Below are 26,059 nucleotides of genomic sequence, written 5' to 3'. Positions count from 1 at the left end.
CTGGGCAGGTCACATCTTTTTTAAGAAAAGGTTCCGGTAATGGGCTGGTAAGGAAGCCATACATAATGGGCATTTTCCAACTCCACGACTTGCGAAGGGTCTTCGCCACTGGCGAGAGCCATTGAAAGAGAAAGAAGTGCCTGCGCAATTCCGTCTGCGTCATTGAGGACCGTTCCTTGCAATGTGCCGTTTTTGATGGCATCCAGCGCAGGAGCAGTGGCGTCTACCCCGACGATTAATGGCATTTCCTCTTTTGGAATTTCTGCGTTTTTCAGGCTGTCAATCGCACCCAAAGCCATGTCATCATTGTTGGAAATGACGGCTTCAATGCTGGTCCCATACTCCTGAAGCCATTGTGTCATACGGGCTGCGGCCTGTGTACGATCCCAGTTGGCTGTTTCACTGGCGATTTTTTCTACGTTTACACCGGCGCTGCTCAATGTCTGAACAGAATATTCTGTGCGGAGAAGTGCGTCCTGGTGACCGGGTTCTCCTTCAAGCATCACATATTGAAGAATGTTATCGCCGTTGCGGTCCACGCGTTCTTTCTGTTTGCTCCAATAATCCAGAATAATCTCGCCCTGCAGAACTCCGGAGTCTTCCGCCATAGCTCCCACGTAGTAAACGTGTTCCCAGCGAAGCAAATCTTCCTCTACCGGTTCACGGTTGAAGAAAATGATAGGAATGCCAGCTTCCTGCGCCTTGTCAATCAGTACAGCGGCGGAAGTGCGATCCACGATATTTACACACAATACATCGTAATCGAGGGCAATCAGCCGATCAATCTGATCATTTTGAGTTGTTTGTGAGCCGCGGCCGTCTACAACATTGATGTTGATTTTCAAATCCTCTTCGGTCTCACGTTCCTGTGCCAGCCGTTCCAGATCTTGTACCAACGTACCGATAAAGGTATCTTCCTGCAGATAAACTGCCACGCCGATGCGGAGCGTTTCCGTCTCTTTTTGAATAGGGAAAATACAGCCGGTGGTCATCAGACAGAGAAAAAGCACCAAGGCACTAGCCAGCAATCGGATAAAGAAGCTTTTGATGGTCCGGGTCATAAGTATTTCCCTCCTGAACGATGGACACGGGAAGCAGATAATCTTCCACTGATTGATTCCTGGCAGCAGCTACGGCTTGTGTCACTGATAAATAGCCGACCGCATATTCGCTCCAGGCTGCGAGCACTGAGATTTGACCTCGCTCTACTTGAGCAACGACGGAATCAGTCACACCTGCTCCGTAAATTTTGGGTGGAGCTGCACACTCGAAAGATTGTTGAACAGCTATGTCCAAAGCCTGCGCCTCAAAACATACAACGAAATCGGCTTTTTCCAGCAACTTTTGAGTGGAGAAGCCATTGCATACCGCGATAGAGAATCCCGCGTCCTGCAGCAGCTTCTGCGCGCATTCCAGGCGCGTGGAGAGACCGACGGCTCCCGGACAGCTGTTTACCAACAAAACTTGTCCACCATCCGGGAAATCGCTGATCAGCTGCTCTGCCAAAAGCTGCCCGGCCTGTTCGTTGTTGGGGTACACACTAGCTGACGTACCGTCGACCGGAGACTCGATGGAAACAACAGGAATCGGCGGAGTGTCCCCCAGGAAAAGAGCCAGTTTCTCGCAGTCGACCGGAGCCACGACTGCGGCATCCACTCCAACGTCGATCTCCCGGCGCAGAAGTTCGATTTGAGCGTCACTGTCGTTGTCCTCAGGAAGTGTGAGAAAACGAAGCTCTGCTCCAAGATCTTCGGCAGCCTGCTCCATTCCCTGGCGAGCTGTGGCGCAGAAGGTGTTGTCTGTCTGGCGAATCAAAATGGATACCTCAACGCGCTTTGGATCGGGGCCTACAAGAAATCGCTCCGGGATAACAAGACTAAGAACGGTAGCGGCGGCCAGAACGACCAGAACGAGCATTTGCCACCAACGGTACTCCCTCTGTTTCAAAGCTTCGCCTCCCTTGCATCAATATCATCCGGCGGTTGTGTCAACGCAGGCAGACGGATACGCACGGTGGTTCCCTCATCCGGTTCACTGTGGAACGTCAATCCGTATTGAACCCCAAAGGTCAGACCGATACGGCGGTGAACATTTCGTACGCCGATTCCGGAACCTTTACTGCGCTCAAGAGGTTTGCGTTCATCCAGAAGACTCTCCACCACTTCCTGTGGCATCCCCAATCCGTTGTCAGAAACATCGATGATAAGATCATCACCGTCGCGCCATGCGTGGACCGTGATTTCACCGTCATCATCCGCTGCCGCCATACCGTGATAAATGGCATTTTCAAGAATGGGTTGCACGATCAATTTTAAGGAGTACAATCCAGCAGTATCCGGTTCTGCGTGAATTGTAAATGAAAATTTGTTTTTGTATCGGATTTTCTGAATGGTCATGTAATGGTTGGCATGCTCCAGTTCGTCCGACAGAGGAATGATGCTCTTGCCGCGGCTGAGTGAAATACGAAAGAGGCGTCCAAGAGAAGTGACCATCTGGATGGCATCGTCATACCGCCCACTTTCGGTCAGCCAGATCACAGAGTCCAGCGTATTATACAAAAAGTGGGGGTTGATTTGAGACTGGAGAACTTCCAGCTCAGAACGGCGCTTATCTTGCTCCTGCCGAATGATGTCATCCATCAGGTGGCGCATTGTAGAGACCATTGAACGAATGGAGTGTTCCAGTCGCTGCACCTCATAGCAGCCGCTGTCCGTGACTTCAGGCAGCTGCCCGAGCTTTTGAATGTCGTTGACCGCACGGTCCAATTCCAGAATGGGTTCAGTGATGTGGGCCGACAGGCGTGAATTGATAAAAATTAAAAGGAAAATGGAAAACAGAAGCACAGAAATGACAAATAGAATCAGCTGACCGGTGCTTCCGCGCAATCCGTTAGCCGGAACAACGCCAACCAGTTTCCATCCGGTGTAACCCACCGTCTTGACAGTAATCTGGCGTTGTTCTCCTTGAAAGGTTTCCCAATGGGTGCCGTCGGGCAAAAGAGCAGCTTCCTGATTGTTTTCCTGAATCAGATCCGCATAAATCAACTGTTGACGCGGATGATAAATGATTTCACCGTTGCGGTCTACGATATAGAGATATCCGCCGCCGGTCAATTCGGCGTTGCGGCAAATTTGTTCCACGCCGGAAAAATTCATGTCTACCAGCAGAACACCGCTTTCCGTGGTGCCGCCTCGCGTCAGCTCCACCTGGCGGCTGATAGAGATTACCCACCGATAGCGGTCATCTGCCGATTCAAACAGATTTTGTACGTGCGGGGTTGAAAAATGAATATTTTCAATTTGCCCAAGAGCGGCAGAAAAACAGGCCTGCTGACTGGCATGTGCCTGCGCTTTGAGCGAAGAAAGAGGGGTGGCCGTCACCAAATCGTCCTCAGGGTCGAAAATCGCAATAGAAACAAGGTCATCCCGATTCTCTTCGTACAGAAGTTCCAAGCTTTCAGGAGAGATTCCTTGGTTAATATCCGCGTTTTTGATGATACGGTAATAAACGGTGTCGGAAACGCGCATCATGCGGCGCAGATGACTATCCATGCTTTGCTTGACCTGTTCCAGAACTTTTTGACTGGCGCTGGCCTCGACTTGCTGTGTGGCGGCGGAATAACGAAGCACCAGCGAAAGGCCGATGAACAAAATTCCTACCACGGAAACAGCAGTAAAAGAAAGGGAGATCACGCGGCGTATGCTCATTTTTCGATAGGAAGCCGATAGCCTTCCGATCAAAGAACGCACAAACACAGGCAATCCTCCTTTCATTGTGTTGATTGGCGATGTTCAGCACGGTATTTGGACGGGCTGGTTCCGTACTGACGCTTGAAAACATAGCTGAAATAGTTGGGGTCCAAATAACCAATCTGCTGAGCAATCAGATATGTTTTTTCATCTGTATTACGCAGAAGTTCTGCTGCTGCATCCATACGCACATTGGTGACATAGGCAGTGAAGCTCATTCCGGTTTCTCTTTTGAAGAGGGTTGAGAAATAGGCAGGGGAAAGGTGCAGATGGTCGCACAGCATTTCCACAGAAAGTTCTGTGTCCGTATAATGCTGCGCGATAAATGTACGCGCCTTGTCAACTGCGCGAAGAGTGGTATCGGTGCGCCGTTGGCCGAATACAGTTTGCAGGCGGAGACAACGCTCTTCCACCCAATGTCCCAATTCCTCCGGCGAGGAAAAATCCGTCAGCTGTACTGCGCCGGAAAAACCGGGACCAAAAACAGAATCGATGGGAATGTCAGCCGCTCGGGCAAGCTTGATCAGACAGGTGAGCAACTCCAGGAAAAAACACTGATACTGACTTAGCGTCGTCTCCCGTGCGCGCTGAATAATGTCGCCCAGGAACTGGCGGACGGTATCCGGCGTGCCGAGTTTTACCGCATTGATCAACTCACGTTCATCCGATTCTCCAAAAGTCAGCTGGCCGGTCTGACGCGGTTCCAAATCACCGATGTACAAAGTACGCCCTGTTCCCAGCAGCATGCGGTAGTCGAGGGCGGAAGAAGCGCCTTGGGCGGAACGCATCAGCTGCGAAAAATCATTGACCGGAGCGCCAATTCCAACCGTGAGCTTTAAACGTAAAACCTTTTCCGCCATAGCACGCACGCGCTCCAGTTCATGGATCAGCAAGTAAATTTGAACAGTGCCCGGGAAAGAGGCGAGCAAAGCCAGATCGTCGTCGTACAAGAGCCATCGGCTGTCGCAACAGGATAGGGAAAAGTTCTCCTGAAAAAATCCCTGTACAGACAGAAGAATCAATTCATCCGGATCATCGCCCAAGGCACTGACATGGATGCGGGCTGTCACCCAGCTGTCGCCATTCAGTGAAATTTCGTAGCGCGCTGCGCGTTCGCTGATTTGGGAAGGCTTGAGCTGCCCGTCCAGAACACGTGCATAGAACAGACCACGCAAAAGGGGAAGACTGTCTTCGTAGCGTTGCCGAAGGGCCTGTACATCCTGCTGTTCGGCACGCTGAGTATCCATGTCAGCATGAAGCCGAGCTAAAACCTGTGAAAGCTCCAGTGCATTGATGGGTTTCAGAAGATATTCGAACACGTTCATGCCAATGGCCTGTCGGGCATATTCAAAGTCATCAAAACCTGAAAAAACAATCAGGCGGACGGCGGGCAGCTGTTCCTTTAAGCGACGGCATAGCTCCAATCCGTCCATGAAGGGCATTTTGATATCGGTGAGAACGACGTCCGGATTCAGATGCTCGGCCAATTCCAGAGCGTCCTGACCATTCCCGGCCTCGCCGCACAAACTGAAGCCCAGTGAGTCCCAGTCAATTTTTCGCCGGATTCCGGCACGCAGCTCTTCCTCGTCGTCTACCAGAAGAACACGATAAGCCTCCATGTCCGCAGTCCCCCTTCAAAATGATTATATCGTATCAGCCGGTCGGATGTACAGGGACCGGCGCCCTTTTATTGAAAAACGGCCGTCCGCCAAGGCGAACGGCCGTTCAGTCGGAACAGGAAATGTGCGACAGTGCTTCTTATTTTTTGACCAAATATTTGCGCATGTCCAATGCACAGGCAAAAAGAATAATGCCGCCCTTAATGGCGTACTGCAGGTTCTGATCCATGCCAACCAACGGGAGTGCCACAAAGATCAGACGAAGCATGATAACGCCGATGACGATGCCGCTGATTTTACCGATACCGCCTACGAAGGAGACACCACCGATAACGCAAGCGGCGATAGCGTCCAATTCATAGTTCACACCGGTGTTGGCCGTGTTGGAAGCGATACGGGCAGATTCCACGAAACCGGCCCAACCATACATGGCGCCTGCCAATGCGAAGACAGCGATGGTGGTCATAAAGACATTGACACCGGAAACGCGGGCGGCCTCTTCGTTGGCACCCAGTGCAAACATGTTTTTACCAAAAGTGGTTTTGTTCCAGATGAACCACATCAAAGCAGTCAGCAGAACTGCATAAATGACGTAGTTGGGAATCTGAATGCTGCCGCCGGCGAAATTCAGAAGGGGAGGATTGCCAACGACGAAGTTACGATATTCGTCCGTCAGGCTGGAAATAGCCATGCCGTTGTTGTTGCCCGCCTGAACATAGAACAGAAGAATGGTGTACAGAATCAACTGCGTTGCCAGCGTGACGATGAAGGGATGCAGTTTGAACTTGGCCACAAAGAAGCCGTTGAACGCACCGATCAGTGCACCGATTGCCACGACGATGAGAATGACAAGAGGAATGGGCAGGGCGCCGATTCCGGTCCACATCTTGTTGGCAATGTCGGATTTCTGCAGCAGAGAAGCAGCTATGCAGGCGGTGATACCGACTGCACGACCTGCGCTCAGATCGGTGCCGGTCAAAACGATACAGCCGGCAATGCCGAGCGCAACAGGAAGGTACGCAGCTGTCAGGGAAAGAAGGTTGATCAGAGAACTGGCGGACAAAAAGCTGGGCTGAGTAATGGCAACATAGACAGCGACCAGCAGCATGATGATAATCAGCGCGTTGTTGAGCAGAGCATTGCCGATTTGTTTTCCGCTCAATTTCTGAGCTTTGGCGGCAAGCGCTTTGGATTCGTTACTCATGAATGATTGCCTCCTCTTTACACATACTTGGCCGCCAGGGTCAGAATTTCTTCCTGGCTGGTATTCTTTGCGTCTACTTCGCCGGCCACCTGTCCGCCGGACATTACCAGAATCCGGTCGCAGACGCCCAGCAATTCAGGCATTTCGGAAGATACCATGATTACGCCTTTGTCCTCTTTGGCCAAATCAATAATCAACTGATAGATTTCGTATTTTGCACCCACGTCAATGCCGCGGGTCGGTTCGTCCAGCAGCAGGATCTCCGGCTTGGTCAGCAGCCAGCGGCCGATAATGACTTTCTGCTGGTTGCCGCCGGACAGGGAGCGGATCTGCGTGTGCTGGCTGGGAGTTTTGATGTGCATTGCCTGGATGGACCACTCTGTGTCCTTGCGCATTTTTTTCTCGCTCAGGAAAACGCCGCCTACAAGGTAGTCTTTCAAACTGGAGATCACGGTGTTTTCCTTGATGTCCCGAATACCGAAAATACCGGTTGCGCGGCGTTCCTCGGTCAGCAGGGCAAAGCCGTTCTTAATGGATTCCCGCGGTGAACGGTTTTGAATCTCTTTCCCGTGCAGTGTAATTGTGCCGCCCTCACGCGTCATGGCGCCGAACAGATTTTCCAGAACTTCTGTGCGGCCGGAGCCGTCCAGTCCTGCAATGCCGAGGATTTCGCCTTTGCGAAGCTGGAAGGTGGCGTCTTTCAAACGGGTGTACTTGCCCGCAATGTGCTGAACGTCCAGAATCACATCTCCGGGAACGTTGGTCTTGGGCGGGAATCGATTGGTCAGTTCGCGGCCGACCATCAGCTTAATAATCTCGTCCATGGTCAGAGTCTTTGCCGGGCGGGTTGCTACCCATTGACCGTCGCGCATGATGGTAACATCATCGCTGATGCGCAAAATCTCTTCCATCTTATGAGATATGTAAATGATTCCGCAGCCCTTGTCACGGAGCATATTGATGATGCGGAACAAATGTTCTACTTCCGTTTCGGTGAGGGAAGAAGTGGGCTCATCGAATACAATGATTTTGGAATCGTAGGAAACCGCTTTTGCGATTTCCACCATTTGGCGCTGAGAAACAGGCAGAGTGGACATGATTGCTTTGGGGTTTACGGTAACGCCCAATGTTTCAAAAATTTCTTTGGTACGCCGTGCCATTTTGGATTCATCGACCATAACGCCGGCGATTTTGGGGTAACGGCCCAGCCAAAGGTTGTCCTGTACGCTGCGGGTCAATGCCTGGTTCAGTTCCTGATGTACCATGGCAACACCGCTTTCCAGCGCTTCTTTCGAACTTTTAAAGTTGACCTCTTTGCCGTCCAGGCGAATGGTTCCTTCGTCCCGATGGTAAATGCCAAACAGACATTTCATCAGAGTCGATTTTCCGGCGCCGTTTTCGCCCATCAGAGCATGGACCGTGCCGGGACGAACTGTCAGGTCCACATGATCCAATGCTTTTACGCCCGGAAAATTCTTGCAGATGCCGCGCATCTCCAGCAATGCTGGCTGCTCCATAAGTTTCCTCCTCTCTTGTGCGGAAGAATGCTTTTACCGGGCGCAAAATGCACCCGAACGAAAACTTTCTTCATGTCAGGGCTAAGCGGGGCTGCCTGTTGGCGGCCCCGCTTGGCTTTTTCTGGTGTTGTTGGGGCGATTCAGATGACAGGGAAATCAGCCTTCAGTGCCGTCGTACATCTGATAGGGAACACGGATCTTCGCCACGTCGTCGTCCACAGTGAACTGATCGGTGTTGGCCATCAATTCAGCGCCATCCTGCACGTTTTTGACCAGCGTGTTGATGGTAGAAGCCATACCGACAGCATCCTGCTTGATGGAACCGGTCATGTTGCCAGCCTGAATCAGCGCTTTTGCGGAATCAGTGGCGTCCACGCCGAAGACGGGGATGATGGTGGTGCCTTCGCCATTGTTGTAGCCGACGTTCTGCAGAGCGGCGATCGCGCCTTCAGCCATGCCGTCGTTGTTGCAGATGATCAGCTCAACCATGTTGTTGTTGTCTTTGTTGTAGCTGCCCAGCAGGGTAACCATGTAGTCGTTGGCGGCCTGTGCAGACCATTTGCCAGCAGCGTCAACCAGGTATTTGGTGGTAGCTTTGGAGTCGTAGTAAGCCAGTTCCGGTTTGCCAGCTTCGGTCAGGATAGCGTTGGCGTCTTCTACAGCGTACTGGGTGCGGGCCTCAGCCTCTGCATTGCCTTCCTGACCTTTGAACAGAACATAAGAGATGCTGCCGTCGCCGTTCAGGTCAACGGTGTCGTAATTGGCCAGCAGATATTCGCCGATCATTTCGCCCTGCATGTGGCCAGCGTCCGGAGCATTGGTGCCGACGAATGCGCATTTTTCATAGCTGTTGATGACGTCGTTGTCTGCAACTTCGCGGTTGAAGAAGATGACGGGGATGTCAGCTGCTTTGGCGGCATCCACAATATCCTTCGCAGGGTCAGAAGTGGAGGTTTCCACGATGTTGACGATCAGCAGATCGGAACCAGCAGTGATAGCGGTTTTAACTTGGTCGGTCTGTGTGGGCTGAGAACCGGCAGCGTCCCAGTTTTTGGGTTCGATGCCCATGGCTTTCAGCTGCTCATCCATCGCAGTGCGAACTGTGGAGATGTACACGTCAGAGAAGTCATAGTAGAACACGTCGACCTGAAGTTCGGAAGCGCTCTGAGCAACGCTGGAACCGGTGGTGCTGCCCGTAGAAGCAGTGCTTCCGGCAGAGGAGCCGCCGCAGGATGCGAGCATGCCCACAGCAAGGATGGCTGAAAGCAGAAGTGCAAGTTTCTTTTTCATTGAAATATCCTCCTACAAGTTTTGCATGTGTGGAACGCTGTCTGCGTCCCTCTTTCTGCCTTTATTTTAAGGGGATTTTTCTTCAGAATCGATAGAAAAATCTTCTGTCCTATAGGAAATTCCTTGGCTTAAAGGTCAGATTGCACAAGCAAAGATACTTTTTGTTGGCGAAAACAGAGATGGGCGGGAAGAAAGGTGGAAAAGCTGTAAAGGTTGAAGGGTTGACATCGATCGATTGTATTGTGGTTGAGCGTTGTTAAGGTGAGACGCTTTACGTGATCGGTGAAGATGAAATATGAAGCATATCTTACTGGAAAATATGCAATATGTCCCTGATAATGCTGTTAGCAGCCGTGTTGATTTTGATTATAGCTGTTTGCAGTCTTGTGAGTGACCTTAAGCGGCAGGCCTGCACAGCATTGTTCGGAGGCAGAGAGCCTTCCTCGGGGATAAAAAAACACGCCCCAATCGGCATTTGCTGCTGATGGAGGCGTGTTTTTTTATTATTGCGGAGTTGTAAATGGATTATCCGGGGTAATATGTAGATAAAGCGTCATTTAACTGCAAAATCCATGCAGGGTAATCCTGTCCCACGCTGGGATTGACGATATTCATAAGTTCTACTTTTCCGTTTCGATAGGTTCCGCTGCAGTTGAACTGATATTTGATGTCTTCGTGCAGGACGATCAGTTCGACTTCCAGATTCAAGAACATATCATCGAGTCGGGTTTGAAAAAACTTGGCTTTTGCATTCCAAATGTGTACGCCTTGTGCTTCCAGCTCCAACAAAGCTGAAAACATATCGTCGGAATTTCCTATGAATTTTTGAATTGCCTGTTCATCTAGTGTCTCGATTGCCTGAGCTGCTTTTCGAGCACACAGGTATGCGGGGATGCAGCGCCATGCAAAACCCTCTCCCACAATCAGCCCGTTCAGTGTAGGAATCAAAAGAAAAAACAGCAGGAAGGCGGAAAGAATGTACGCAATCACTTTTCGTGTGAATGCTTTTGTCTTTTGAGCAATTTCTCCTTCGGAATAGTCAATAACTTTTTTGGCAACAGATTCGGGATTGGCGGTGTGTTCCTTGCTGTTCCCATGCTCTCCAGAGAGAAGCTCTACAATTGTAACATCCAAAGCGGCGGCAAGGGGCTCCAATAAGGATATATCCGGAGCACACAGGCCACGCTCCCACTTTGAGACAGCCCGGTCGGTGACGTGGAGCAGATCCGCAAGCTCTTTTTGTGTCAAATGCTTTTCTTTTCGAAGTTCTTTGATGAAAGTTCCGGTTTTTGCATTGTCCATCTGGTTCCACCTCACCTTAACCCGAATTATATCATATCTGCAGAAAAGTGCACCAAACCTTAGGTTGAGTTGGCAAAAAAGAATCCGAACCTATTTCCGTATGAGAAAATAAGCTCGGATTCTTTTATCTGGTGCGGGTAACAGGAATCGAACCTGCATGGATCACTCCGCCAGATCCTAAGTCTGGTGCGTCTGCCAGTTCCGCCATACCCGCATAAATTATATGTTTCATTTTACAGAGCGTGCCCGCGTTTGTCAATTGCCCATTGGACGGCGGGAGATTATAATAAGAATAAGGAGGGCAGAACTATGAGAATGTACGATGTGATTTCCCATAAGCGGGACGGAAAAGTTTTGTCGGAAGAGGAGATTCGTTTTTTTGTACAGGAATATACGGCAGATCGAATCCCGGACTATCAGGCCAGTGCTCTGCTCATGGCCATTTACCTTAAAGGAATGACTCCGGAGGAAACATCGATTCTTACCTCTGCCATGGTGCAAAGCGGTGAAACGGAAGATCTCTCCATGATTCAGGGAATTAAGGCAGATAAACATTCCACTGGTGGAGTAGGAGATAAAACGACTTTAGCGGTTATTCCCATCGCTGCGGCCTGCGGCCTGAAGATGGCAAAAATGAGTGGAAGAGGTTTGGGTCATACGGGCGGAACGCTGGACAAGTTAGAATCGATTCCTGGTTATCGAATTGCTTTGAGCGAGCAGGAGTTTGCACACCAGGTCAATACCATTGGCGCGGCGGTCATCGGTCAGACCAGAAATTTGGCGCCGGCTGACAAAAAAATGTATGCGCTGAGGGATGTTACGGCGACCGTATCCAGCATTCCTCTGATCGCGTCCAGTATTATGTCCAAGAAGCTGGCGTCGGGCTCCGACTGTATTTTGCTGGACGTGAAGGTTGGAAGCGGAGCTTTTATGAAGACGGTCCAAGAGGCACAAGCTTTGGCAGAAATGATGGTGTCGATCGGGTGGGCGCACGGCAAAAAAACTGCGGCGTTGCTGACACGTATGGACACGCCTTTGGGACATGCGGTCGGCAATGGGGTGGAAGTGTTGGAAGCGCTTCAGGTCCTCAAAGGCGGCGGTCCCGAAGATTTGCAACAGGAATGTGTCCTTCTGGCGGCGCACTTGCTCCACCTTTCCGATGAAAAACGCACACTGCCGGAGTGTGCGGCACAAGCGCAAAACGCAATTGCAAATGGCCGTGCGCTTCAAAAATTTTATGAAATGGTGACGGCGCAGGGCGGAGACGTTTCGGTGCTTCAGCAGGAAGAGAGATTCCCTCAAGCGCCTTTTGAGAGAGCGTTGCTTGCGCAGCATGACGGCTATATCAGTGCAATGGATACAGAAGGAATCGGGATATCGGCCATGCTGCTAGGCGCAGGAAGGCAAAAGAAAGAAGATTCGATCGATCCTACGGCAGGATTGTTATCATTGAAGAAGACGGGAGATTTTGTGCGACGCGGAGAGCCCATCGCACGAATGTATGCTTCCGATGAAACACTGTTTGATGCAGCGGAAAATACTTATCGGCAGGCGCTGTGCTTTTCAGCGCAGCCTGTCGATCGGCCGCCGTTGCTGATTGGTTATGTTTCTCAAAAAGGTACGGCTTTTTATTGACATATGTCGGAAATTGGCTATAATAATAATTGACATATGCCGGATATAGGAGGCGGAAAATGCCAAGGCCAACGAAATGTCGGAGAATCTGTGCTGTGCCGAAACTGGATGAGTTCGGGCCGCTGCATTTACAGAAAGAGCAGGAGCCTGTGGTCCTTTCGGTGGATGAATACGAAGTGATTCGGCTGATTGACAGCCTGGAGATGAACCAGGAAGAATGCGCGGCACAGATGGAAGTGGCACGTACGACGGTACAGGCAATTTACACGTCTGCCCGGCGGAAAATTGCAGATGCACTGGTCAATGGTCGTTTTTTGAAAATTGTCGGCGGAAATTACCGCGTTTGTCCCAATCAGCGGGAATGCTGTCGCCGAAGATGTCCACAGACATGTGCAGGAAATGTTTGCGGAAGCTGCTGCGTGCAGCAGAGTCAAGAGGAGGACTTGAAATGAAAATTGCAGTAACGTATGAAGACGGAAATATTTATGGCCATTTTGGACATACACAGCAGTTTAAGATTTATACTGTCGAACAGGGGACGGTTGTTTCCAGCGAAGTAGTTCCTACTGGAGACAGCGGCCACGGTGCTTTGGCGGGATTTTTGAAAGAGCGCGGCGTGGATACGCTGATTTGCGGAGGAATTGGCGGCGGAGCGCGCACCGCTCTGGCGCAGGCTGGAATTGAATTGTATCCGGGAGCAGTCGGATCTGCCGATGATGCAGTGCAGGCACTTTTGAATGGGGCACTGCGCTATGATCCCAACACGGTCTGTGCGCATCATGAAGGAAACCATTCCTGCGGAAATCATGGATGTGGAAACCACTGAGAAAAAAGATGCGGATGAAATTTCATCCGCATCTTTTTTTTAAGGTGGATTTAGAGAAAATCGAAGAAAAAATGAGAAAATGAGAGGAAATAAGAGCAAATCAGATGAATTATTTCCGAAAGCTCAGAATACGCAGAGATATACAGATAATTTGTGAATTTTTTACGAAAAAACTATTGACAAAATGTGCACAAATCTATATAGTACATTTGTGTGTTTTAAGATGCATCTGAACACACGGCGCAGCTTGACTGTGCCGAACTTGGTGATCGTATGTGTCGCTGTAGCTGCCAAACCGATTTTTCCACTCAGTCGGGGATAAGAGCAGTGTAACAAACCTTTTGCGGGGCGGCATAATTGACACTGGCCCGGGCCATTTCCCGGGAAAATTCCGCAAAGGGGGATGCAATCCATATGGATAATAGTGTAGTTGTATCGTTGAAAGACATTGTAGTTGATTTCGATGGCGAGACCGTTCTGGACGGGCTCAATCTCGATATCCACGACAAGGAGTTTGTAACGTTTTTGGGGCCGTCCGGCTGCGGTAAAACGACAACACTTCGCGTCATAGGTGGATTTATCGAACCGAAATCGGGCAATGTCTTTTTTAACGGAAAAGACATCACATCGTTGCCGCCGTATAAGCGTCAGGTCAACACGGTATTTCAGAAGTATGCGTTGTTTCCGCATCTGAATGTGTATGACAATGTGGCTTTTGGACTTCGCTTGAAAAAGGTGGATGAAAAGGAAGTCCGTCAGCGTGTTATGGAAATGCTGGAAATGGTGGGCCTGAAAGGGTTTGAACGCCGCAGCACGGTCACGCTTTCCGGTGGCCAGCAGCAGCGCGTGGCAATTGCCCGTTCTCTGGTCAACCATCCGCGCGTGCTTCTTTTGGACGAGCCTTTGGGTGCGTTGGATTTGAAACTGCGTAAAGAAATGCAGATCGAATTGAAGCGGATCCAGCAGAGCATGGATATTACCTTTATTTATGTAACGCATGATCAGGAAGAGGCTCTGACGATGTCGGATACCGTCGTGGTAATGCGCGGTGGAAATATCCAGCAGATCGGTTCGCCGCAGGACATTTACAACGAGCCGAAAAATGCCTTTGTTGCGAATTTCATTGGCGAATCCAACATTCTGGATGGTGTGATGCTGCGCGATTTCTGTGTGGAATTTGCGGGCAATGAATTCACCTGCGTGGATAAGGGCTTCGGCGCCAAGGAATTTGTTCAGGTGGTTGTGCGGCCGGAGGATATTCGTGTTGTGCCGGCTATTCAGGGGCAGCTGACGGGAATTGTCGAGAACGTCATTTTTAAAGGTGTGCACTTTGAAATGCATGTTCGTCAGGCTGGATATGATTGGATCATTCACTCTACACAGGCTTCTCAAGTAGGAGAGCTGATCGGTATGTGCATTGGACCGGATGAGATCCATATCATGCACCGCGCGGAGGAAGAGTGAGATGCTGAAAAAGAAATCACTTGCTGCGCCGTATCTGGTGTGGATGGTAGCATTTACTATTTTTCCACTGGCGATTGTTATCTATTTTGCTTTTACTAATAAGGAAGGGCAATTTACCTTTGACAACATCATGGCACTGGGCCCTTATACGGCGGTGTTTGTGCACAGCATCGTCCTCGCGGTCATCGCCACGATCATTTGCCTGTTGCTGGCGTTCCCGATTAGCTTTATGCTGTCCAGACTGAAGGCCTCCCGGCAGAGAATGATGGTTATGCTGATTATGCTTCCCATGTGGATGAACTTTTTGCTGCGCACCTATGCGTGGATGAGCCTTTTGGAGATGGGCGGCTTGATCAATCAGTTCCTGGGCCTGTTCGGGCTGGGACCGTTTCAGATGATCAACACTTCCGGGGCGGTCGTCCTGGGAATGGTCTACAACTATCTGCCCTATATGATCTTGCCGCTGTACACGATCATGGTGAAGATCGACAGCAGCGTAATTGAAGCGGCACAGGATCTGGGCGCGAATATGTTCCACGTTCTGACCCGCGTTCTGATTCCTCTTTCGATGGATGGCATCACCACCGGGATCACGATGGTCTTCGTTCCCAGTATCTCGACGTTCATCATCAGCCGGATGCTGGGCGGCGGCTCCAACTTGCTGATCGGCGATTTGATTGAGCTGCAGTTCCTGGGGAACAGTTACAACTACAATTTGGGAAGTGCCATGAGCTTGGTGCTGATGGTGATTGTCCTGCTTTGCATGAGCCTTACCACTGCCGATACAGAGGAAATGGAGGCGATGGTATGAGAAAGTGGAAAGTTTTGGGACGTGTTTATCTCTGCGCGCTTTTGGGCTTTTTGTACCTTCCCATCGCCATTTTGATCGCGTTCAGTTTCAACGAGTCCAAAAGCCGTGCGGTGTTCACGGGCTTTACCTTTAAATGGTATGTGAATCTGTTCCACGATGAAATGGTTTTGAAAAGCCTTTTGGTCTCCTTGATCATTGCGTTTGCCGCATCCATTCTGGCGACGCTTTTGGGAACGATGGCATCCATCGGCATCAGCTCCATGAAAAAGCGCACGCGCAGCGCCATCATGACGGTCAGTTATATCCCGGTCATCAATCCGGAGATTATTACCGGCGTGTCGCTGATGCTGCTGTTTGTGGTGGGAAACGACGGAATGTCCAAGATCCTTTCCACGATTCTGGACAAAGAGGTCGCGGTACAGGGATTTGGGATGGTGACACTGCTTTTGGCCCACATCACTTTTTGTGTGCCGTATGTGGTCTTCAATGTCAGTCCCAAGCTGCGGCAGATGGACATTCGAATTTATGAGGCGGCTTTGGACCTGGGGTGCAATCCCCGTCAGGCGTTTTTCAAAGTGATCCTGCCGGAACTGATGCCGGCGATTTTTTCTTCGTTCCTGATTTGCCTGACATATTCCATTGATGATTTTATTATTTCCTATTTCACCAGCGGCACCGTTCAAACGCTGCCGATCACGATCTATTCCATGACGAAAAAGCGCGTCAGTCCGGAGATCAACGCGCTTTCCGCCATTATGTTTGTGGTCATTTTGGGCATCATATTGCTTTCCAATACAGCGGACAGTGCCAAGGAACGGCGGCTGGAGCGCATCATGCGCGAAGAAGAGAGAAAGGCGGGTATGGCATGAAAAAATTAGTTTCTTTGTTTGTTGTTACGGTGTTTTTCTGCGTGTTCTGCATGCAGTCTTTTGCTTTGGAGGTGGATCCCGGCTATGATTACGACCGGTTCCGCGGCCAGGACATCACTTTGAATGTGTACAACTGGGGCGAGTACATTTCCGACGGCGAGGATGGCTCGATGGACGTGATCCAGGAGTTTGAGGATCTGACCGGCATCAAAGTGAACTACACCACGTACGATACCAATGAGACCATGTATGCGAAAATTCGCAGCGGCGGCGGCGATTACGACGTGATCATTCCCAGCGACTATATGATCGGGCGCATGGCCAACGAGGGACTGCTGGAAGAACTGAACATGGACAACATCCCCAACTTCAAATACATCATTGACAGCTGCAAATCCGCTCCTTATGATCCGGAGAACAAATACAGCGTCGCTTACACATGGGGCGTTGTAGGCGTGATTTACAACACGACCATGGTGGATGAAGCGGATTTGCAGCAGGGCTGGAAAATCCTCTGGGATGAGGATTATGCCGGACAGATCCTGATGTTCAACAACAGCCGTGACGCCTTTGCGATTGCGCTGAAGATTTTGGGCTATTCCCTCAATCCGACCACCACAGAGGAAGTGGAAGAGGCGGCGGATCTGCTGAAAGAGCAGAAACCGGTTGTCCAGGCGTATGTCATGGACGAAGTGTTCGATAAAATGATCGGCGGCGAGGCGGCTCTGGCTCCCTACTATGCGGGCGATGGAATCACCATGGCGCAGGACAATCCGGACTTGGCGATGTTTATCCCGGAAGAGGGAACCAACCAATACATTGACGGCATGTGCATTCCCAAGGGTTCCAAGAACAAGGAAGCGGCCGAGATGTTCATCAACTTTATGTGTGAAACACAGGTGGCTCTGGCCAACACTGAGTACATTTGCTATGCTTCTCCGCATTCTGAAGTGAAGGACCTTTTGCCGGCAGAATTGAGCGAAAGCGATTTGATGTATCCTTCGGACGAACTCCTGCAGAAGAGCGAGGCAATGGTAGTGCTGTCGGACGAGATCAACAGCGCGATGGACACGGCCTGGAGCGACGTGAGAAGCTATGACACAAGCGAGAGCGCTTGGCTGATGCCCGTTCTGGTGGTGGTCATGCTGATCCTGGCGGTGGGCGGATTTGTCCGTGCCTCCATTCGGAAACGTCACAAAGATTATTGATTCAGAGAACCAGCAGCGTCGATGTCAGTCGGCGCTGCTTGATTTTCCATTGCGTTCAAAGGAGTTTTTATGGCATTTTCACTACGTTCTTATCAGGCGCCGGATTTTGAGGCACTGGGCCTTGCAAATCAACCGGATGCGGTCTTGGCTCCGGTGGTCCAAGAGGGGGTTGCGCCGGACAATTATCATGCGATGAGCATTTTTCCGGAATACTTCAAACTGGATGGAAAATGGATTCTAGCGAAAGAAAGCCGAATGGATTGTGTGGCTGTTTATGACGGAAGTTCGATTCAGGTAAAGAAGTTCCGCAATCTAAAAAAGGAGAACAGGTGGTCCTTGGACGTTCCGAGGACGGAAGCGAAGGAATCTTTTTGTGGGCGGACGGTTTTTCGCAGAAACAAGAAAAAGCGGACGTTTTTGCCTTTCGTCAACAGAGAAGCCGTGAGACGGCCTTTTCGCAGGATTACGATGAATTGGCTGAACTTTTGAAGTATGAGAGAGAAAATGGTTATGTTGTGTGGGTAATGGGGCCTGCTTTTACATTTGATGCGGGAGCTCGTCAGGCGTTCAGTAAAATGATTGCGGGCGGATATGTAAATGCGATTTTAGCCGGCAATGCCTTGGCGACACACGATTTGGAAGGCGCCTATTTGCATACTGCTCTCGGGCAGGATATCTATACGCGGCAGAACGTCCCCAATGGCCATTACAATCATCTGGATACAATTAATCGGGTCAATTCGTGCGGTTCCATTCCGGCTTTTCTGAATCAGGAAAATATTCAAGATGGGATCATCTATCACTGTGAAAAATATCATGTGCCGTATGTTCTGGCCGGTTCTATTCGCGATGACGGTCCTTTGGCGCCTGTCTACGGGAATGTCTATGAGGCTCAGAACGCGATGCGCAACCATGTGCGGAAAGCGACAACAGTAATCTGTATGGCCACGATGCTTCACACTATTGCAGTGGGGAATATGACGCCCTCTTACCGTGTAACAGAAGATGGGACAGTTCGCCCGCTCTATTTTTACTGCGTAGACATCTCGGAGTTTACGGTCAACAAATTATGCGATCGAGGAAGTCTTGCGGCAAAGGGAATTGTGACCAATGCGCAGGATTTTATTGAAAAGCTCAGCCGCAATCTGGGACTTTAATCCTTTAAGGGCGGATGCTCATGCCGATATGAGCATCTGCCGATATTTTTTGATGAATCCGGAAAAAAGTATTGACATTTGTCTCGTGAGAATGTATTATATTAAGGCAGCGTGCTGAGAGGCTCATGTTTGCGCCCATAGCTCAGGTGGATAGAGCAACTGCCTTCTAAGCAGTGGGCCAGGGGTTCGAGTCCCTTTGGGCGCACCAAATATGGTGGGTGTAGTTCAGTTGGTTAGAGCGTCAGATTGTGGATCTGAATGTCGTGGGTTCGAGTCCCATCTCCCACCCCATTAAAAGGGACGGCAAATTCGTAAGGGTTTGCCGTCTTCCTATATTGGGCCATCGCCAAGCGGTAAGGCAACGGACTTTGACTCCGTCACTGCGCTGGTTCGAATCCAGCTGGCCCAACCAAAAATGAGAACAGGATTTTCTCCGTCAAAAGGCCCGGGTTATGCCCGGGCCTTTTGACGTTTGCATGAAATATTGGAACAATGCAACTGTGGGTGAAAATGAAAAGGAGTATGGGCTGAAAGAGGATAGAGCGTAAAGCAAAAGAATAAAGTGTGAAGGGTGGAACAGCCCGGAATAGAAAGAGAAGTCAGCCTGCTTCCGGAGCGAGAAATGAAAATATTTTTACATAGGACAGCGTTGAAGACAAAAGTAAAAAGTGCCTTGTAAACTGTATATATAAACAGAATAATTCAACGATTTTGAAATGCAAAGTTGTATGATGAATTTTTACGCTTTGCGTCAAAATCGAGTTATTATTCTCTAAATAGAGCAATTAATCATACAAATAGCAACAAAACTATTTGCAGATTTACTAGTTTAAAAGGCAGCGAATGTTACATATCTACAAAAATGGAGAGAATCGGATATATTTTCTTGACACAAACGATTAAGGATGGTACCATTTAGTCAACGAAAACACAGAAAAATGATTTGAAAAGGAGTTTGACTTTACAAGGCAAAAGATTAATTTGTATGATGACTTCCGATCGGCATTTTTGTGTGTAAATCGGTTCGCAGAACCGAAAAAAATAATTTGGGAGGCAAATTATGAAAAAGGTAGTAAGCATTGCACTTTCTTTGGTTATGTGCCTTGGCTTGCTGGCGTCTTGCGGCTCTTCCAGCGCAAGCAGCACAGCAACGTCCGGCAGCGGCACAGAAGCTGAGAGCACCGGCGATGTTACCCTGACCTATTGGTACTGGGCAGACAACGACGAGTATGCGAAGACCATGGATGAGATGGTTGCTGATTTTAACGCAACCAACGGAAAGGGCATCACTGTGGTTGCTGAGCAGCAGCCTTGGGATGGCGGCGGATACAGCACCAACCTGCTGAATGCCGTGATCGGCGGCGGCGGCCCCGACGTTGCGTCTTTCAAACTGACCGCAACTCCGAGCTTCGTGGCTAACAATATGCTGGTCAACCTGGACGAGTATATTGCAAACTGGGAAGATAAAGATGACATCGCAGAGAACCTGTGGAATGTTATGAAAGAGGCTTCCGGCACTGACAGCGTGTATGTCATGCCTTGGAACACTCAGATCCTGTACGTTTATTATCGTCCGTCCATGTTTGAAGAGGCTGGCATTGAGGTTCCCACCACTTATGATGAGTTCCTTGAGGCTTGCCGCACTCTGACGAAGGACACCGACGGTGACGGCGTGGTTGATCAGTATGGATTCTCCATGCGCGGCGCTTCCGGCGGACAGGAGCCCTGGGGCAGCTTCATCTACGCTGCTGGCGGCAGCTTCGAGGATATGACCAGCGAAGCTTCCGTGAAAGGTATGCAGGACTTCATCGATCTGTACACCGATGGCTGCGTTCCTTCCACCGCTCCCAACGATGGCTTCCAGGAGACGATCGAGACCAACTTCAAGAGCGGCAAATGTGCGATGGTTATCCACCACACCGGTTCTTACAAAGGCATGGTAGACACCTTCGGCGATGACGTTGCTGCGTTCCAGTTCCCGGCAGGCGAAGGCCGTTGGACCTCTATGGGCGACACCGAGAACGTTATGTTTGAGTCCTGCGAGAACAAAGAAGCTGCTTTCGAGTGGCTGGCTTATCTGGCAACTGGCAAAGGCCAGGAGACCTGGTGCACTGTTACGGGCAACGTGCCTGTGTCCCAGCGTGTTCAGGCTATGGACGAGTTCCAGGATAACCGCTTTATGAAAGCTTCCATCGAAGGCCAGGATTTTGCGGGTATTGTCCCCATTCTGGATACGACCTCTGAGTGGATTGCCAACATTTGGCCCTCTACGGTTCAGCAGGCCCTGCTCGGCCAGATTACGGCTGAAGAGGCTATGCAGACTCTGCAGACGGGATTGTGGGGCTAATTTAACAGCGAATCTGTTCCACTAAAAAGCAATAAACCGGCTCTGCCGGCACGGGTGGGCTGCATGGTTGTAGCCTACCCGTTTTTTGAGAAAGCTAATTCATTGTGCTTTAATAAATAAGGTTATATAAGAGAGGAAAGGGTGAAGGAGATTGGAAAAAGGCAAAAAGAGTATTTGGCCCTATCTGCTCGTGCTGCCCGCTCTTCTGGTTGTCATTTGCGTGGTGTTTATCCCGGTATGCAATGCAATTTTGATGAGCTTTCAAAGCTACGACTTGCGTCGTCCGAATGATATTGGTTTTGTTGGCTTTGCCAACTACATCGCGGTCTTTCAAGACCCTCTGTTCTGGTCCAGCTTGTGGCGGACGATTTTGTGGGTTGTGTTTGGCGTAGGATTCCAATTTGTTTTTGGATTCATTCTGGCGCTTCTTCTGAACCGCAATTTCCGCGGTCGCGGCGTTGTCCGTGCAGTCAGCTTGATCCCGTGGGTTACACCTGGCGTTCTGATCGGTTTGATGTGGCGCTGGATGTATGACGGCAACTATGGTGTTATCAATGATCTGCTGATGAAACTTCATATCATTGATCAGCCCATTGCGTTCTTGGCGCAGACTACGACGGCTTTCCCTTCGGTTGTAATCACGATTATCTGGCAGGGTGTTCCGTTCTTTGCGCTGATGCTGCTGGCTGGTCTGCAGGGAATTTCGGGCGATCTGTATGAGGCGGCAGCAATTGACGGTGCAAACTGGTTCCAGCGTTTGTTCCGGATTACGATTCCTTCTTTGAAAAACACTATTTTCGTTACAACACTTTTGCGTATTATCTGGGTTGCCAACTCGGTTGACGTTATCTTCAATATGACCAGCGGCGGTCCTGCTTATTCTACGCAGACGTTGAGCGTTTATGTGTACAACAAAGGTACGGCTTTGAATCTGAGCTATGCGGCTACAATGTCGATTCTGCTGACTCTTCTGTTGTGCCTGGTCTCGGTGCCGTATCTGAAGCAGATGCTGAAGAAAAATTAAGAAAGGAGGAACGTGATTATGAATTATGTTGGAAAAAAGAATCTTGGAAAAAGTTTTTTGACCGCAGGTCTTCCGCTGTTTATTATCTTGCTGTTCCTCCTGTTCCCGTTTTACTGGACGTTTGTGACTTCCGTAAAACCGGAGAGCGAGCTTTATGGCCCGGTTACTTATTGGCCGCAAACATTCACTTGGGACAGCTATAAAAAACTGTTTGGCGAATTCAACTTCCTGCAGCCCATGGGGAACAGCCTGCTGGTTGCAGTAATCACCACGATCGTTACATTGACAGTTGCCACTCTGGCAGCATATGCCTTTACGCGTTTTGAATTCCGTGGCCGTAAAGGCTTGATGGTGATGTTCCTGACCAACAACATGTTCCCGACGGTTCTGTTGATGATCCCCTTGTACTCCATCATGCGTACTTTGGGAATCCTGTACACTCCGCTGGCTCTGATTGTGTCTTATACGACATTTACCATTCCCTTTACTGTATGGCTGCTGAATGGTTACATCAGCGACTTGCCGATGTCTCTGGAGGAAGCCGCAATGGTGGACGGCTGCAACCGTGCACAGGCATTTTTGAAAATTATTCTTCCGGTTTTGGTCCCGTGCCTGATTTCTACGGGCGTGTACATTTTCATGCAGAGCTGGAACGAGTATACTTTCGCAATGATGTTTACCAATTCCAATAACCGTACAATCCCGGTTGCTCTGAAGAGCTTGATTGGTAACTTGGGCGTCCAGTGGGATTTGCTCACCTCTGGTGGTATCATTACGATCATCCCCGTTTGTGTAATGTTCTTCTTTGCACAAAAACGGTTGGTGGAAGGCTTGACGGCAGGTGCTGTCAAGGGTTAAAATCAGTTGGGTTTCCCTGATAACTTATATAAAAGGAGTATCAACATCATGGAACTTGCTATGCAAAAAGAAAAAGCAAAGCATCTGCGCGCAGACATTCTGAAAATGCTGTACCTGTGCCAGTCTGGACATCCGGGCGGATCTCTGTCTACAGTTGAGATGCTGATGGCGCTGTATTACAACGACGTCATGAAATTCGACCCGAAGAACCCCAAATGGGAAGGCCGTGACCGTCTGGTCCTGAGCAAAGGGCATGCTTGCCCGGCTCTGTATGCCGTTTTGGCGGACCTGGGCTTCTTCCCGCGTGAAGACCTGTGGACTCTGCGCAAACTGCACAGCCACCTGCAGGGACATCCTGACATGAAGAAGACCCCGGGCATTGACATGAACACCGGTTCTCTGGGCCAGGGCGTTGCAGTTGCCGGCGGTATTGCAATGGCTTTGAAACAGAAAGGTTCTTCCAACCGCGTCTTTGCGATCGTGGGCGACGGTGAGATCCAGGAAGGTCTGGTTTGGGAAGCCGCTATGAGCGCTGCTCACTACAAACTGGATAACCTGACGGTTATGCTGGACCACAACGGTCTGCAGATTGACGGCAGCAACGACCAGGTCATGAGCTTGGGCGATGTGATGAAAAAATACGAAGCTTTCGGCTTTGAGTGCGTCAAGGTGGATGGCCATGACATCGAAGCCATCGTGAAGGCTGTGAATACGCCGCACGAAGGCAAGCCTTTGTTTGTGTGCTGCGAGACCCATAAGGGCCATGGCGTTTCCTTCATGGAAGACCAGTTTGGCTGGCATGGCAAAGCGCCCAGCAAAGAGGACTATGAGAATGCACTGAAAGAACTGGGGGTATCTGACAATGGCTGAGAGTAAATCTTTGCGCGTTGCCTATGGCGAAGCTCTGGCAGAGCTTGGCGCGAAAAACGATAAGATTGTGGTTATGGATGCCGACCTGGCACACGCCACAATGACCAATATGTTCCAGGCAAAATTCCCGGATCGTCACTTCAACTTCGGTATTGCTGAGGCAAACATGGTTTGCGGCGCTGCCGGTTTCGCAACGGAAGGCTATGTTCCTTTTGTCAGCACCTTTGCTCTGTTCGGCGCTGGCCGTGCATATGAGCAGATCCGTAACTCTGTCGCGTATGATAACCTGAACGTTAAGTTCGGCCTGTCTCATTCCGGTCTGTGCGTGGGCGAAGACGGCGGCAGCCACCAGGCGATTGAGGATATTGCGCTGATGCGTGTTGTCCCCAATATGACCGTTTTGGTTCCCTGCGATCCCATCGAGATGAAGAAAGCTGTTTTTGCAGCTGCTGAAATCAACGGCCCGGTTTATATCCGTGTGGCTCGTCCTGTGTGTGATTGCATCACGGAAGAGGATACTCCGTTTGTTGTCGGCAAAGCCAACATCATGCGTGAGGATGGCAACGACGTGGCGATCGTCGCTACCGGCCTGATGATTCCGGAAGCTCTGAAAGCTGCGGATCTGCTGGCTGCTGACGGCATCAAAGCTACGGTTGTGAATGTTCACACCATCAAGCCCTTTGACGCAGAGACGATTGCGGCTGTCGCAGCGAAATGCGGTGCAGTCGTAACGGCTGAGGAACACTCCGTCATCGGCGGCCTGTACTCTGCAACCTGCGAGGCTCTGATGGGCAAAGTGAATGTGAAGATGGACCGTGTTGGCGTTGAAGACAAGTTTGGTCAGTCTGGCACACCTGCGTCTTTGTTCGAGGAGTATGGTCTGACTGCTGCCAATATTGCCAACAAAGCGAAAGCTCTGCTGAAATAAAAAGGAGAGATTCAGGATGCTGAGAATTGAAAGCTACGGCCACAATGAGTCTGGCGATAACAAGACTGCTTTGAAATGGGTGTACGAGAACCCCGTTTGGAAAGTGGGCATTAAAAACTGGAAACCGGCGAACGATATCAGCGGCACGACTTGCTTGGAGCGTCACAACAAGACGGACGAGCTTTTCGTTCTGTTGGATGGCCGTTGCACTTTGCTGTATGCGGATGACGACAATGGCACCGCAGTAAATATCGGAAAAGTGGAAATGGAGCCGATGAAGGTCTATAAGATTCCGGCTACTCTGTGGCACAACACCGTGACTCAGCCGGGTGCAAAACTGATCTTGATTGAGAACAACCCCACTGACATGACCAACAGTGATGTTTACAATCTGACTGAGGATCAGATCGCTGAGATTAAAGCGCTGGTCTAAGAGCGAGTTTTTGCAGTAGCAAATGATTGTGCAAAAGCCGTCTGTCCAGTGGGCAGGCGGCTTTTGTGTAATTTGAATGAAACAGGGAGGCAAGAAAATGGCGTTGAAGGAAAACGAGCTCAACCGGCAGATTGCTGCGTTGATTACAGAGCATCTTCGGACGGGCGATAAGCTTCCGCCGGAAAAGGAGTTGACCGCACGCTTTGGCGTGAGCCGTACAGCGTTGCGTGATGCTCTGAATGCGTATGAGGCGCAGGGAATTCTTACCTCCATTCAGGGGAGCGGGCGTACAGTTAAAATGCCTGATCTCACTGATCAAATTATCAATACCTGGGGCATTGTCCTGGAAGCAAAACCGGATATTCTTTTTGATATTCTGGAACTCAGAACTTCCATGGAAATGGCGGCTTTGCCCCGTATGGCAGAACGAATTGATACAGAGCAGCTTCAGTTTATGGGTGCGCAAGTTGAACGTATGAAAGAAAAAGCCAAGCGCGGTGAGACCTTCATGGAAGAAGATCGAGCTTTCCATATGACCATGTTTCATAATGCGGGGAACGTGTTGACGGAACAGCTTTTGATCGCGTTGTGGTCTCTCTTAAATACGCAAATTGCAACCAGACATCCGGACTTGATGGTGGTAGCCTGTCAGCATGAGGACTTGATTAAAGCCTTGGCGCGCCAGGATTTGGCGGGTCTGCAGCAGGTGACTAAGGAACAGCTTGCGGATGTTCGATATCGCGTGATCAATTACATGGTTCAAAAAAGCCGCTTGTGAGGATGAATCAAAAAGGGTCGGGAAAGTTCTTGGAAACTCCCGACTCTTTTTGTATTCAATATGCGTGGGGTGCGTTGAGATAAAAGAGAGATGCTCCCATTTTTATGTTGTGTGTTTGAATAGTGAAATCATAGAGGATTTTCTGGATTCTGTACTTGTTAAATGTTATG

At 50.0% G+C, this 26,059-nt stretch carries 22 protein-coding genes, 4 tRNA genes and 1 pseudogene; 18 read left to right on the top strand and 9 right to left on the bottom strand.

Annotation, left to right across the window (positions count from 1 at the left end; translation table 11 throughout):
• Positions 1-20 precede the first annotated feature (20 nt).
• From WMO24_RS09110 to WMO24_RS09070, 9 genes are all read right to left on the bottom strand, one after another.
• Entirely contained in the window at positions 21-1,061 is a 1,041-nt protein-coding gene (locus WMO24_RS09110) for a galactose ABC transporter substrate-binding protein (protein ID WP_349216116.1), read from the bottom strand.
• A complete protein-coding gene (locus WMO24_RS09105; protein WP_349216114.1) occupies positions 1,018-1,947 on the bottom strand; it encodes a sugar ABC transporter substrate-binding protein in 930 nt (309 codons plus the stop codon). Before WMO24_RS09105 ends, WMO24_RS09110 begins: the two co-directional genes overlap by 44 nt.
• Positions 1,944-3,755: a sensor histidine kinase gene (locus tag WMO24_RS09100; protein WP_349216113.1), complete on the bottom strand. Its 1,812-nt coding sequence runs from the start codon at positions 3,753-3,755 to the stop codon at positions 1,944-1,946. Before WMO24_RS09100 ends, WMO24_RS09105 begins: the two co-directional genes overlap by 4 nt.
• A gap of 14 nt (positions 3,756-3,769) precedes the next feature.
• The gene (locus WMO24_RS09095) at positions 3,770-5,368 is read right to left on the bottom strand and encodes a response regulator transcription factor (RefSeq protein ID WP_349216112.1); all 1,599 of its coding nucleotides are present in this window, start codon (positions 5,366-5,368) and stop codon (positions 3,770-3,772) included.
• 139 nt (positions 5,369-5,507) lie between these two features.
• Positions 5,508-6,572: a galactose/methyl galactoside ABC transporter permease MglC gene (locus WMO24_RS09090; RefSeq protein ID WP_349216111.1), complete on the bottom strand. Its 1,065-nt coding sequence runs from the start codon at positions 6,570-6,572 to the stop codon at positions 5,508-5,510.
• A 17-nt stretch (positions 6,573-6,589) separates the two neighbouring features.
• Positions 6,590-8,089 carry a sugar ABC transporter ATP-binding protein gene (locus tag WMO24_RS09085; RefSeq protein ID WP_349216109.1) on the bottom strand — a complete coding sequence of 500 codons (1,500 nt, stop codon included), beginning with the start codon at positions 8,087-8,089 and terminating at the stop codon, positions 6,590-6,592.
• Between the two features lie 156 nt (positions 8,090-8,245).
• Positions 8,246-9,379, bottom strand: a complete 1,134-nt coding sequence (locus tag WMO24_RS09080) for a galactose ABC transporter substrate-binding protein (RefSeq protein ID WP_349216108.1) — start codon at positions 9,377-9,379, stop codon at positions 8,246-8,248.
• 525 nt (positions 9,380-9,904) lie between these two features.
• A complete protein-coding gene (locus WMO24_RS09075; RefSeq protein ID WP_349216106.1) occupies positions 9,905-10,681 on the bottom strand; it encodes a helix-turn-helix domain-containing protein in 777 nt (258 codons plus the stop codon).
• 129 nt (positions 10,682-10,810) lie between these two features.
• Positions 10,811-10,895: transfer RNA gene (locus WMO24_RS09070), tRNA-Leu, on the bottom strand.
• 95 nt (positions 10,896-10,990) lie between these two features.
• Here WMO24_RS09070 and WMO24_RS09065 point away from each other — a divergent pair.
• The 18 genes and pseudogenes from WMO24_RS09065 to WMO24_RS08980 all read left to right on the top strand — a co-directional run bounded on the left by WMO24_RS09065 (position 10,991) and on the right by WMO24_RS08980 (position 25,889).
• On the top strand, positions 10,991-12,316 hold the full coding sequence (locus tag WMO24_RS09065) for a pyrimidine-nucleoside phosphorylase (protein WP_349216104.1): 1,326 nt from the start codon (positions 10,991-10,993) through the stop codon (positions 12,314-12,316).
• 95 nt (positions 12,317-12,411) lie between these two features.
• The gene (locus tag WMO24_RS09060) at positions 12,412-12,768 is read left to right on the top strand and encodes a DUF134 domain-containing protein (RefSeq protein WP_349216102.1); all 357 of its coding nucleotides are present in this window, start codon (positions 12,412-12,414) and stop codon (positions 12,766-12,768) included.
• On the top strand, positions 12,765-13,142 hold the full coding sequence (locus WMO24_RS09055) for a NifB/NifX family molybdenum-iron cluster-binding protein (protein ID WP_349216101.1): 378 nt from the start codon (positions 12,765-12,767) through the stop codon (positions 13,140-13,142). Before WMO24_RS09060 ends, WMO24_RS09055 begins: the two co-directional genes overlap by 4 nt.
• Before the next feature lie 414 nt (positions 13,143-13,556).
• Positions 13,557-14,606 (top strand): spermidine/putrescine ABC transporter ATP-binding protein, encoded by a 1,050-nt coding sequence (potA, locus tag WMO24_RS09050; RefSeq protein WP_349216099.1) that lies wholly within the window; start codon positions 13,557-13,559, stop codon positions 14,604-14,606.
• Position 14,607: 1 nt separating this feature from the next.
• Positions 14,608-15,417, top strand: coding sequence for an ABC transporter permease (locus WMO24_RS09045; protein WP_349216098.1), 810 nt, complete (start codon positions 14,608-14,610; stop codon positions 15,415-15,417).
• Positions 15,414-16,286, top strand: coding sequence for an ABC transporter permease (locus tag WMO24_RS09040; protein WP_349216096.1), 873 nt, complete (start codon positions 15,414-15,416; stop codon positions 16,284-16,286). Before WMO24_RS09045 ends, WMO24_RS09040 begins: the two co-directional genes overlap by 4 nt.
• Positions 16,283-17,494 (top strand): ABC transporter substrate-binding protein, encoded by a 1,212-nt coding sequence (locus tag WMO24_RS09035; protein ID WP_349216094.1) that lies wholly within the window; start codon positions 16,283-16,285, stop codon positions 17,492-17,494. The genes WMO24_RS09040 and WMO24_RS09035 overlap by 4 nt, the downstream gene beginning before the upstream one ends.
• A 69-nt stretch (positions 17,495-17,563) precedes the next feature.
• Positions 17,564-18,651: pseudogene (locus WMO24_RS09030) on the top strand (putative NPN-dependent ornithine cyclodeaminase).
• A 131-nt stretch (positions 18,652-18,782) separates the two neighbouring features.
• A tRNA-Arg gene (locus WMO24_RS09025) sits at positions 18,783-18,859 on the top strand.
• 6 nt (positions 18,860-18,865) lie between these two features.
• A tRNA-His gene (locus WMO24_RS09020) sits at positions 18,866-18,942 on the top strand.
• A 45-nt stretch (positions 18,943-18,987) separates the two neighbouring features.
• Positions 18,988-19,063, top strand: a tRNA-Gln gene (locus WMO24_RS09015).
• 648 nt (positions 19,064-19,711) lie between these two features.
• Positions 19,712-20,998 carry an ABC transporter substrate-binding protein gene (locus WMO24_RS09010; RefSeq protein WP_349216093.1) on the top strand — a complete coding sequence of 429 codons (1,287 nt, stop codon included), beginning with the start codon at positions 19,712-19,714 and terminating at the stop codon, positions 20,996-20,998.
• Between the two features lie 151 nt (positions 20,999-21,149).
• Positions 21,150-22,022: a carbohydrate ABC transporter permease gene (locus WMO24_RS09005; protein ID WP_349216092.1), complete on the top strand. Its 873-nt coding sequence runs from the start codon at positions 21,150-21,152 to the stop codon at positions 22,020-22,022.
• A gap of 18 nt (positions 22,023-22,040) precedes the next feature.
• Entirely contained in the window at positions 22,041-22,880 is an 840-nt protein-coding gene (locus WMO24_RS09000; protein ID WP_349216091.1) for a carbohydrate ABC transporter permease, read from the top strand.
• Positions 22,881-22,928: 48 nt separating this feature from the next.
• Entirely contained in the window at positions 22,929-23,750 is an 822-nt protein-coding gene (locus WMO24_RS08995; protein WP_349216090.1) for a transketolase, read from the top strand.
• Positions 23,743-24,678 carry a transketolase family protein gene (locus WMO24_RS08990; protein WP_349216088.1) on the top strand — a complete coding sequence of 312 codons (936 nt, stop codon included), beginning with the start codon at positions 23,743-23,745 and terminating at the stop codon, positions 24,676-24,678. The genes WMO24_RS08995 and WMO24_RS08990 overlap by 8 nt, the downstream gene beginning before the upstream one ends.
• Positions 24,679-24,694: 16 nt before the next feature.
• Positions 24,695-25,111, top strand: a complete 417-nt coding sequence (locus WMO24_RS08985) for a cupin domain-containing protein (protein ID WP_349216087.1) — start codon at positions 24,695-24,697, stop codon at positions 25,109-25,111.
• Between the two features lie 97 nt (positions 25,112-25,208).
• Entirely contained in the window at positions 25,209-25,889 is a 681-nt protein-coding gene (locus tag WMO24_RS08980) for a FadR/GntR family transcriptional regulator (RefSeq protein WP_349216085.1), read from the top strand.
• Positions 25,890-26,059 lie beyond the last annotated feature (170 nt).

The organism is Ruthenibacterium intestinale, from assembly GCF_040096265.1.
In the GTDB taxonomy this organism is placed as follows: Bacteria; Bacillota; Clostridia; order Oscillospirales; family Ruminococcaceae; genus Ruthenibacterium; species Ruthenibacterium komagatae.
This window is presented reverse-complemented; position numbering and strand designations above follow the sequence as displayed.

Excerpts from the sequence above, each read along its gene's own strand:
- WMO24_RS09065 (WP_349216104.1), top strand. The coding sequence starts at position 10,991 with ATGAGAATGTACGATGTGATTTCCCATAAGCGGGACGGAAAAGTTTTG.
- WMO24_RS09095 (WP_349216112.1), bottom strand. The coding sequence starts at position 5,368 with ATGGAGGCTTATCGTGTTCTTCTGGTAGACGACGAGGAAGAGCTGCGT.
- WMO24_RS09055 (WP_349216101.1), top strand. The coding sequence starts at position 12,765 with ATGAAAATTGCAGTAACGTATGAAGACGGAAATATTTATGGCCATTTT.
- potA (WP_349216099.1), top strand. The coding sequence starts at position 13,557 with ATGGATAATAGTGTAGTTGTATCGTTGAAAGACATTGTAGTTGATTTC.
- WMO24_RS09075 (WP_349216106.1), bottom strand. The coding sequence starts at position 10,681 with ATGGACAATGCAAAAACCGGAACTTTCATCAAAGAACTTCGAAAAGAA.
- WMO24_RS09010 (WP_349216093.1), top strand. The coding sequence starts at position 19,712 with ATGAAAAAGGTAGTAAGCATTGCACTTTCTTTGGTTATGTGCCTTGGC.
- WMO24_RS08990 (WP_349216088.1), top strand. The coding sequence starts at position 23,743 with ATGGCTGAGAGTAAATCTTTGCGCGTTGCCTATGGCGAAGCTCTGGCA.
- WMO24_RS09110 (WP_349216116.1), bottom strand. The coding sequence starts at position 1,061 with ATGACCCGGACCATCAAAAGCTTCTTTATCCGATTGCTGGCTAGTGCC.
- WMO24_RS08985 (WP_349216087.1), top strand. The coding sequence starts at position 24,695 with ATGCTGAGAATTGAAAGCTACGGCCACAATGAGTCTGGCGATAACAAG.
- WMO24_RS09090 (WP_349216111.1), bottom strand. The coding sequence starts at position 6,572 with ATGAGTAACGAATCCAAAGCGCTTGCCGCCAAAGCTCAGAAATTGAGC.
- WMO24_RS09040 (WP_349216096.1), top strand. The coding sequence starts at position 15,414 with ATGAGAAAGTGGAAAGTTTTGGGACGTGTTTATCTCTGCGCGCTTTTG.
- WMO24_RS09035 (WP_349216094.1), top strand. The coding sequence starts at position 16,283 with ATGAAAAAATTAGTTTCTTTGTTTGTTGTTACGGTGTTTTTCTGCGTG.
- WMO24_RS09045 (WP_349216098.1), top strand. The coding sequence starts at position 14,608 with ATGCTGAAAAAGAAATCACTTGCTGCGCCGTATCTGGTGTGGATGGTA.
- WMO24_RS09000 (WP_349216091.1), top strand. The coding sequence starts at position 22,041 with ATGAATTATGTTGGAAAAAAGAATCTTGGAAAAAGTTTTTTGACCGCA.
- WMO24_RS09080 (WP_349216108.1), bottom strand. The coding sequence starts at position 9,379 with ATGAAAAAGAAACTTGCACTTCTGCTTTCAGCCATCCTTGCTGTGGGC.
- WMO24_RS09085 (WP_349216109.1), bottom strand. The coding sequence starts at position 8,089 with ATGGAGCAGCCAGCATTGCTGGAGATGCGCGGCATCTGCAAGAATTTT.
- WMO24_RS08980 (WP_349216085.1), top strand. The coding sequence starts at position 25,209 with ATGGCGTTGAAGGAAAACGAGCTCAACCGGCAGATTGCTGCGTTGATT.
- WMO24_RS08995 (WP_349216090.1), top strand. The coding sequence starts at position 22,929 with ATGGAACTTGCTATGCAAAAAGAAAAAGCAAAGCATCTGCGCGCAGAC.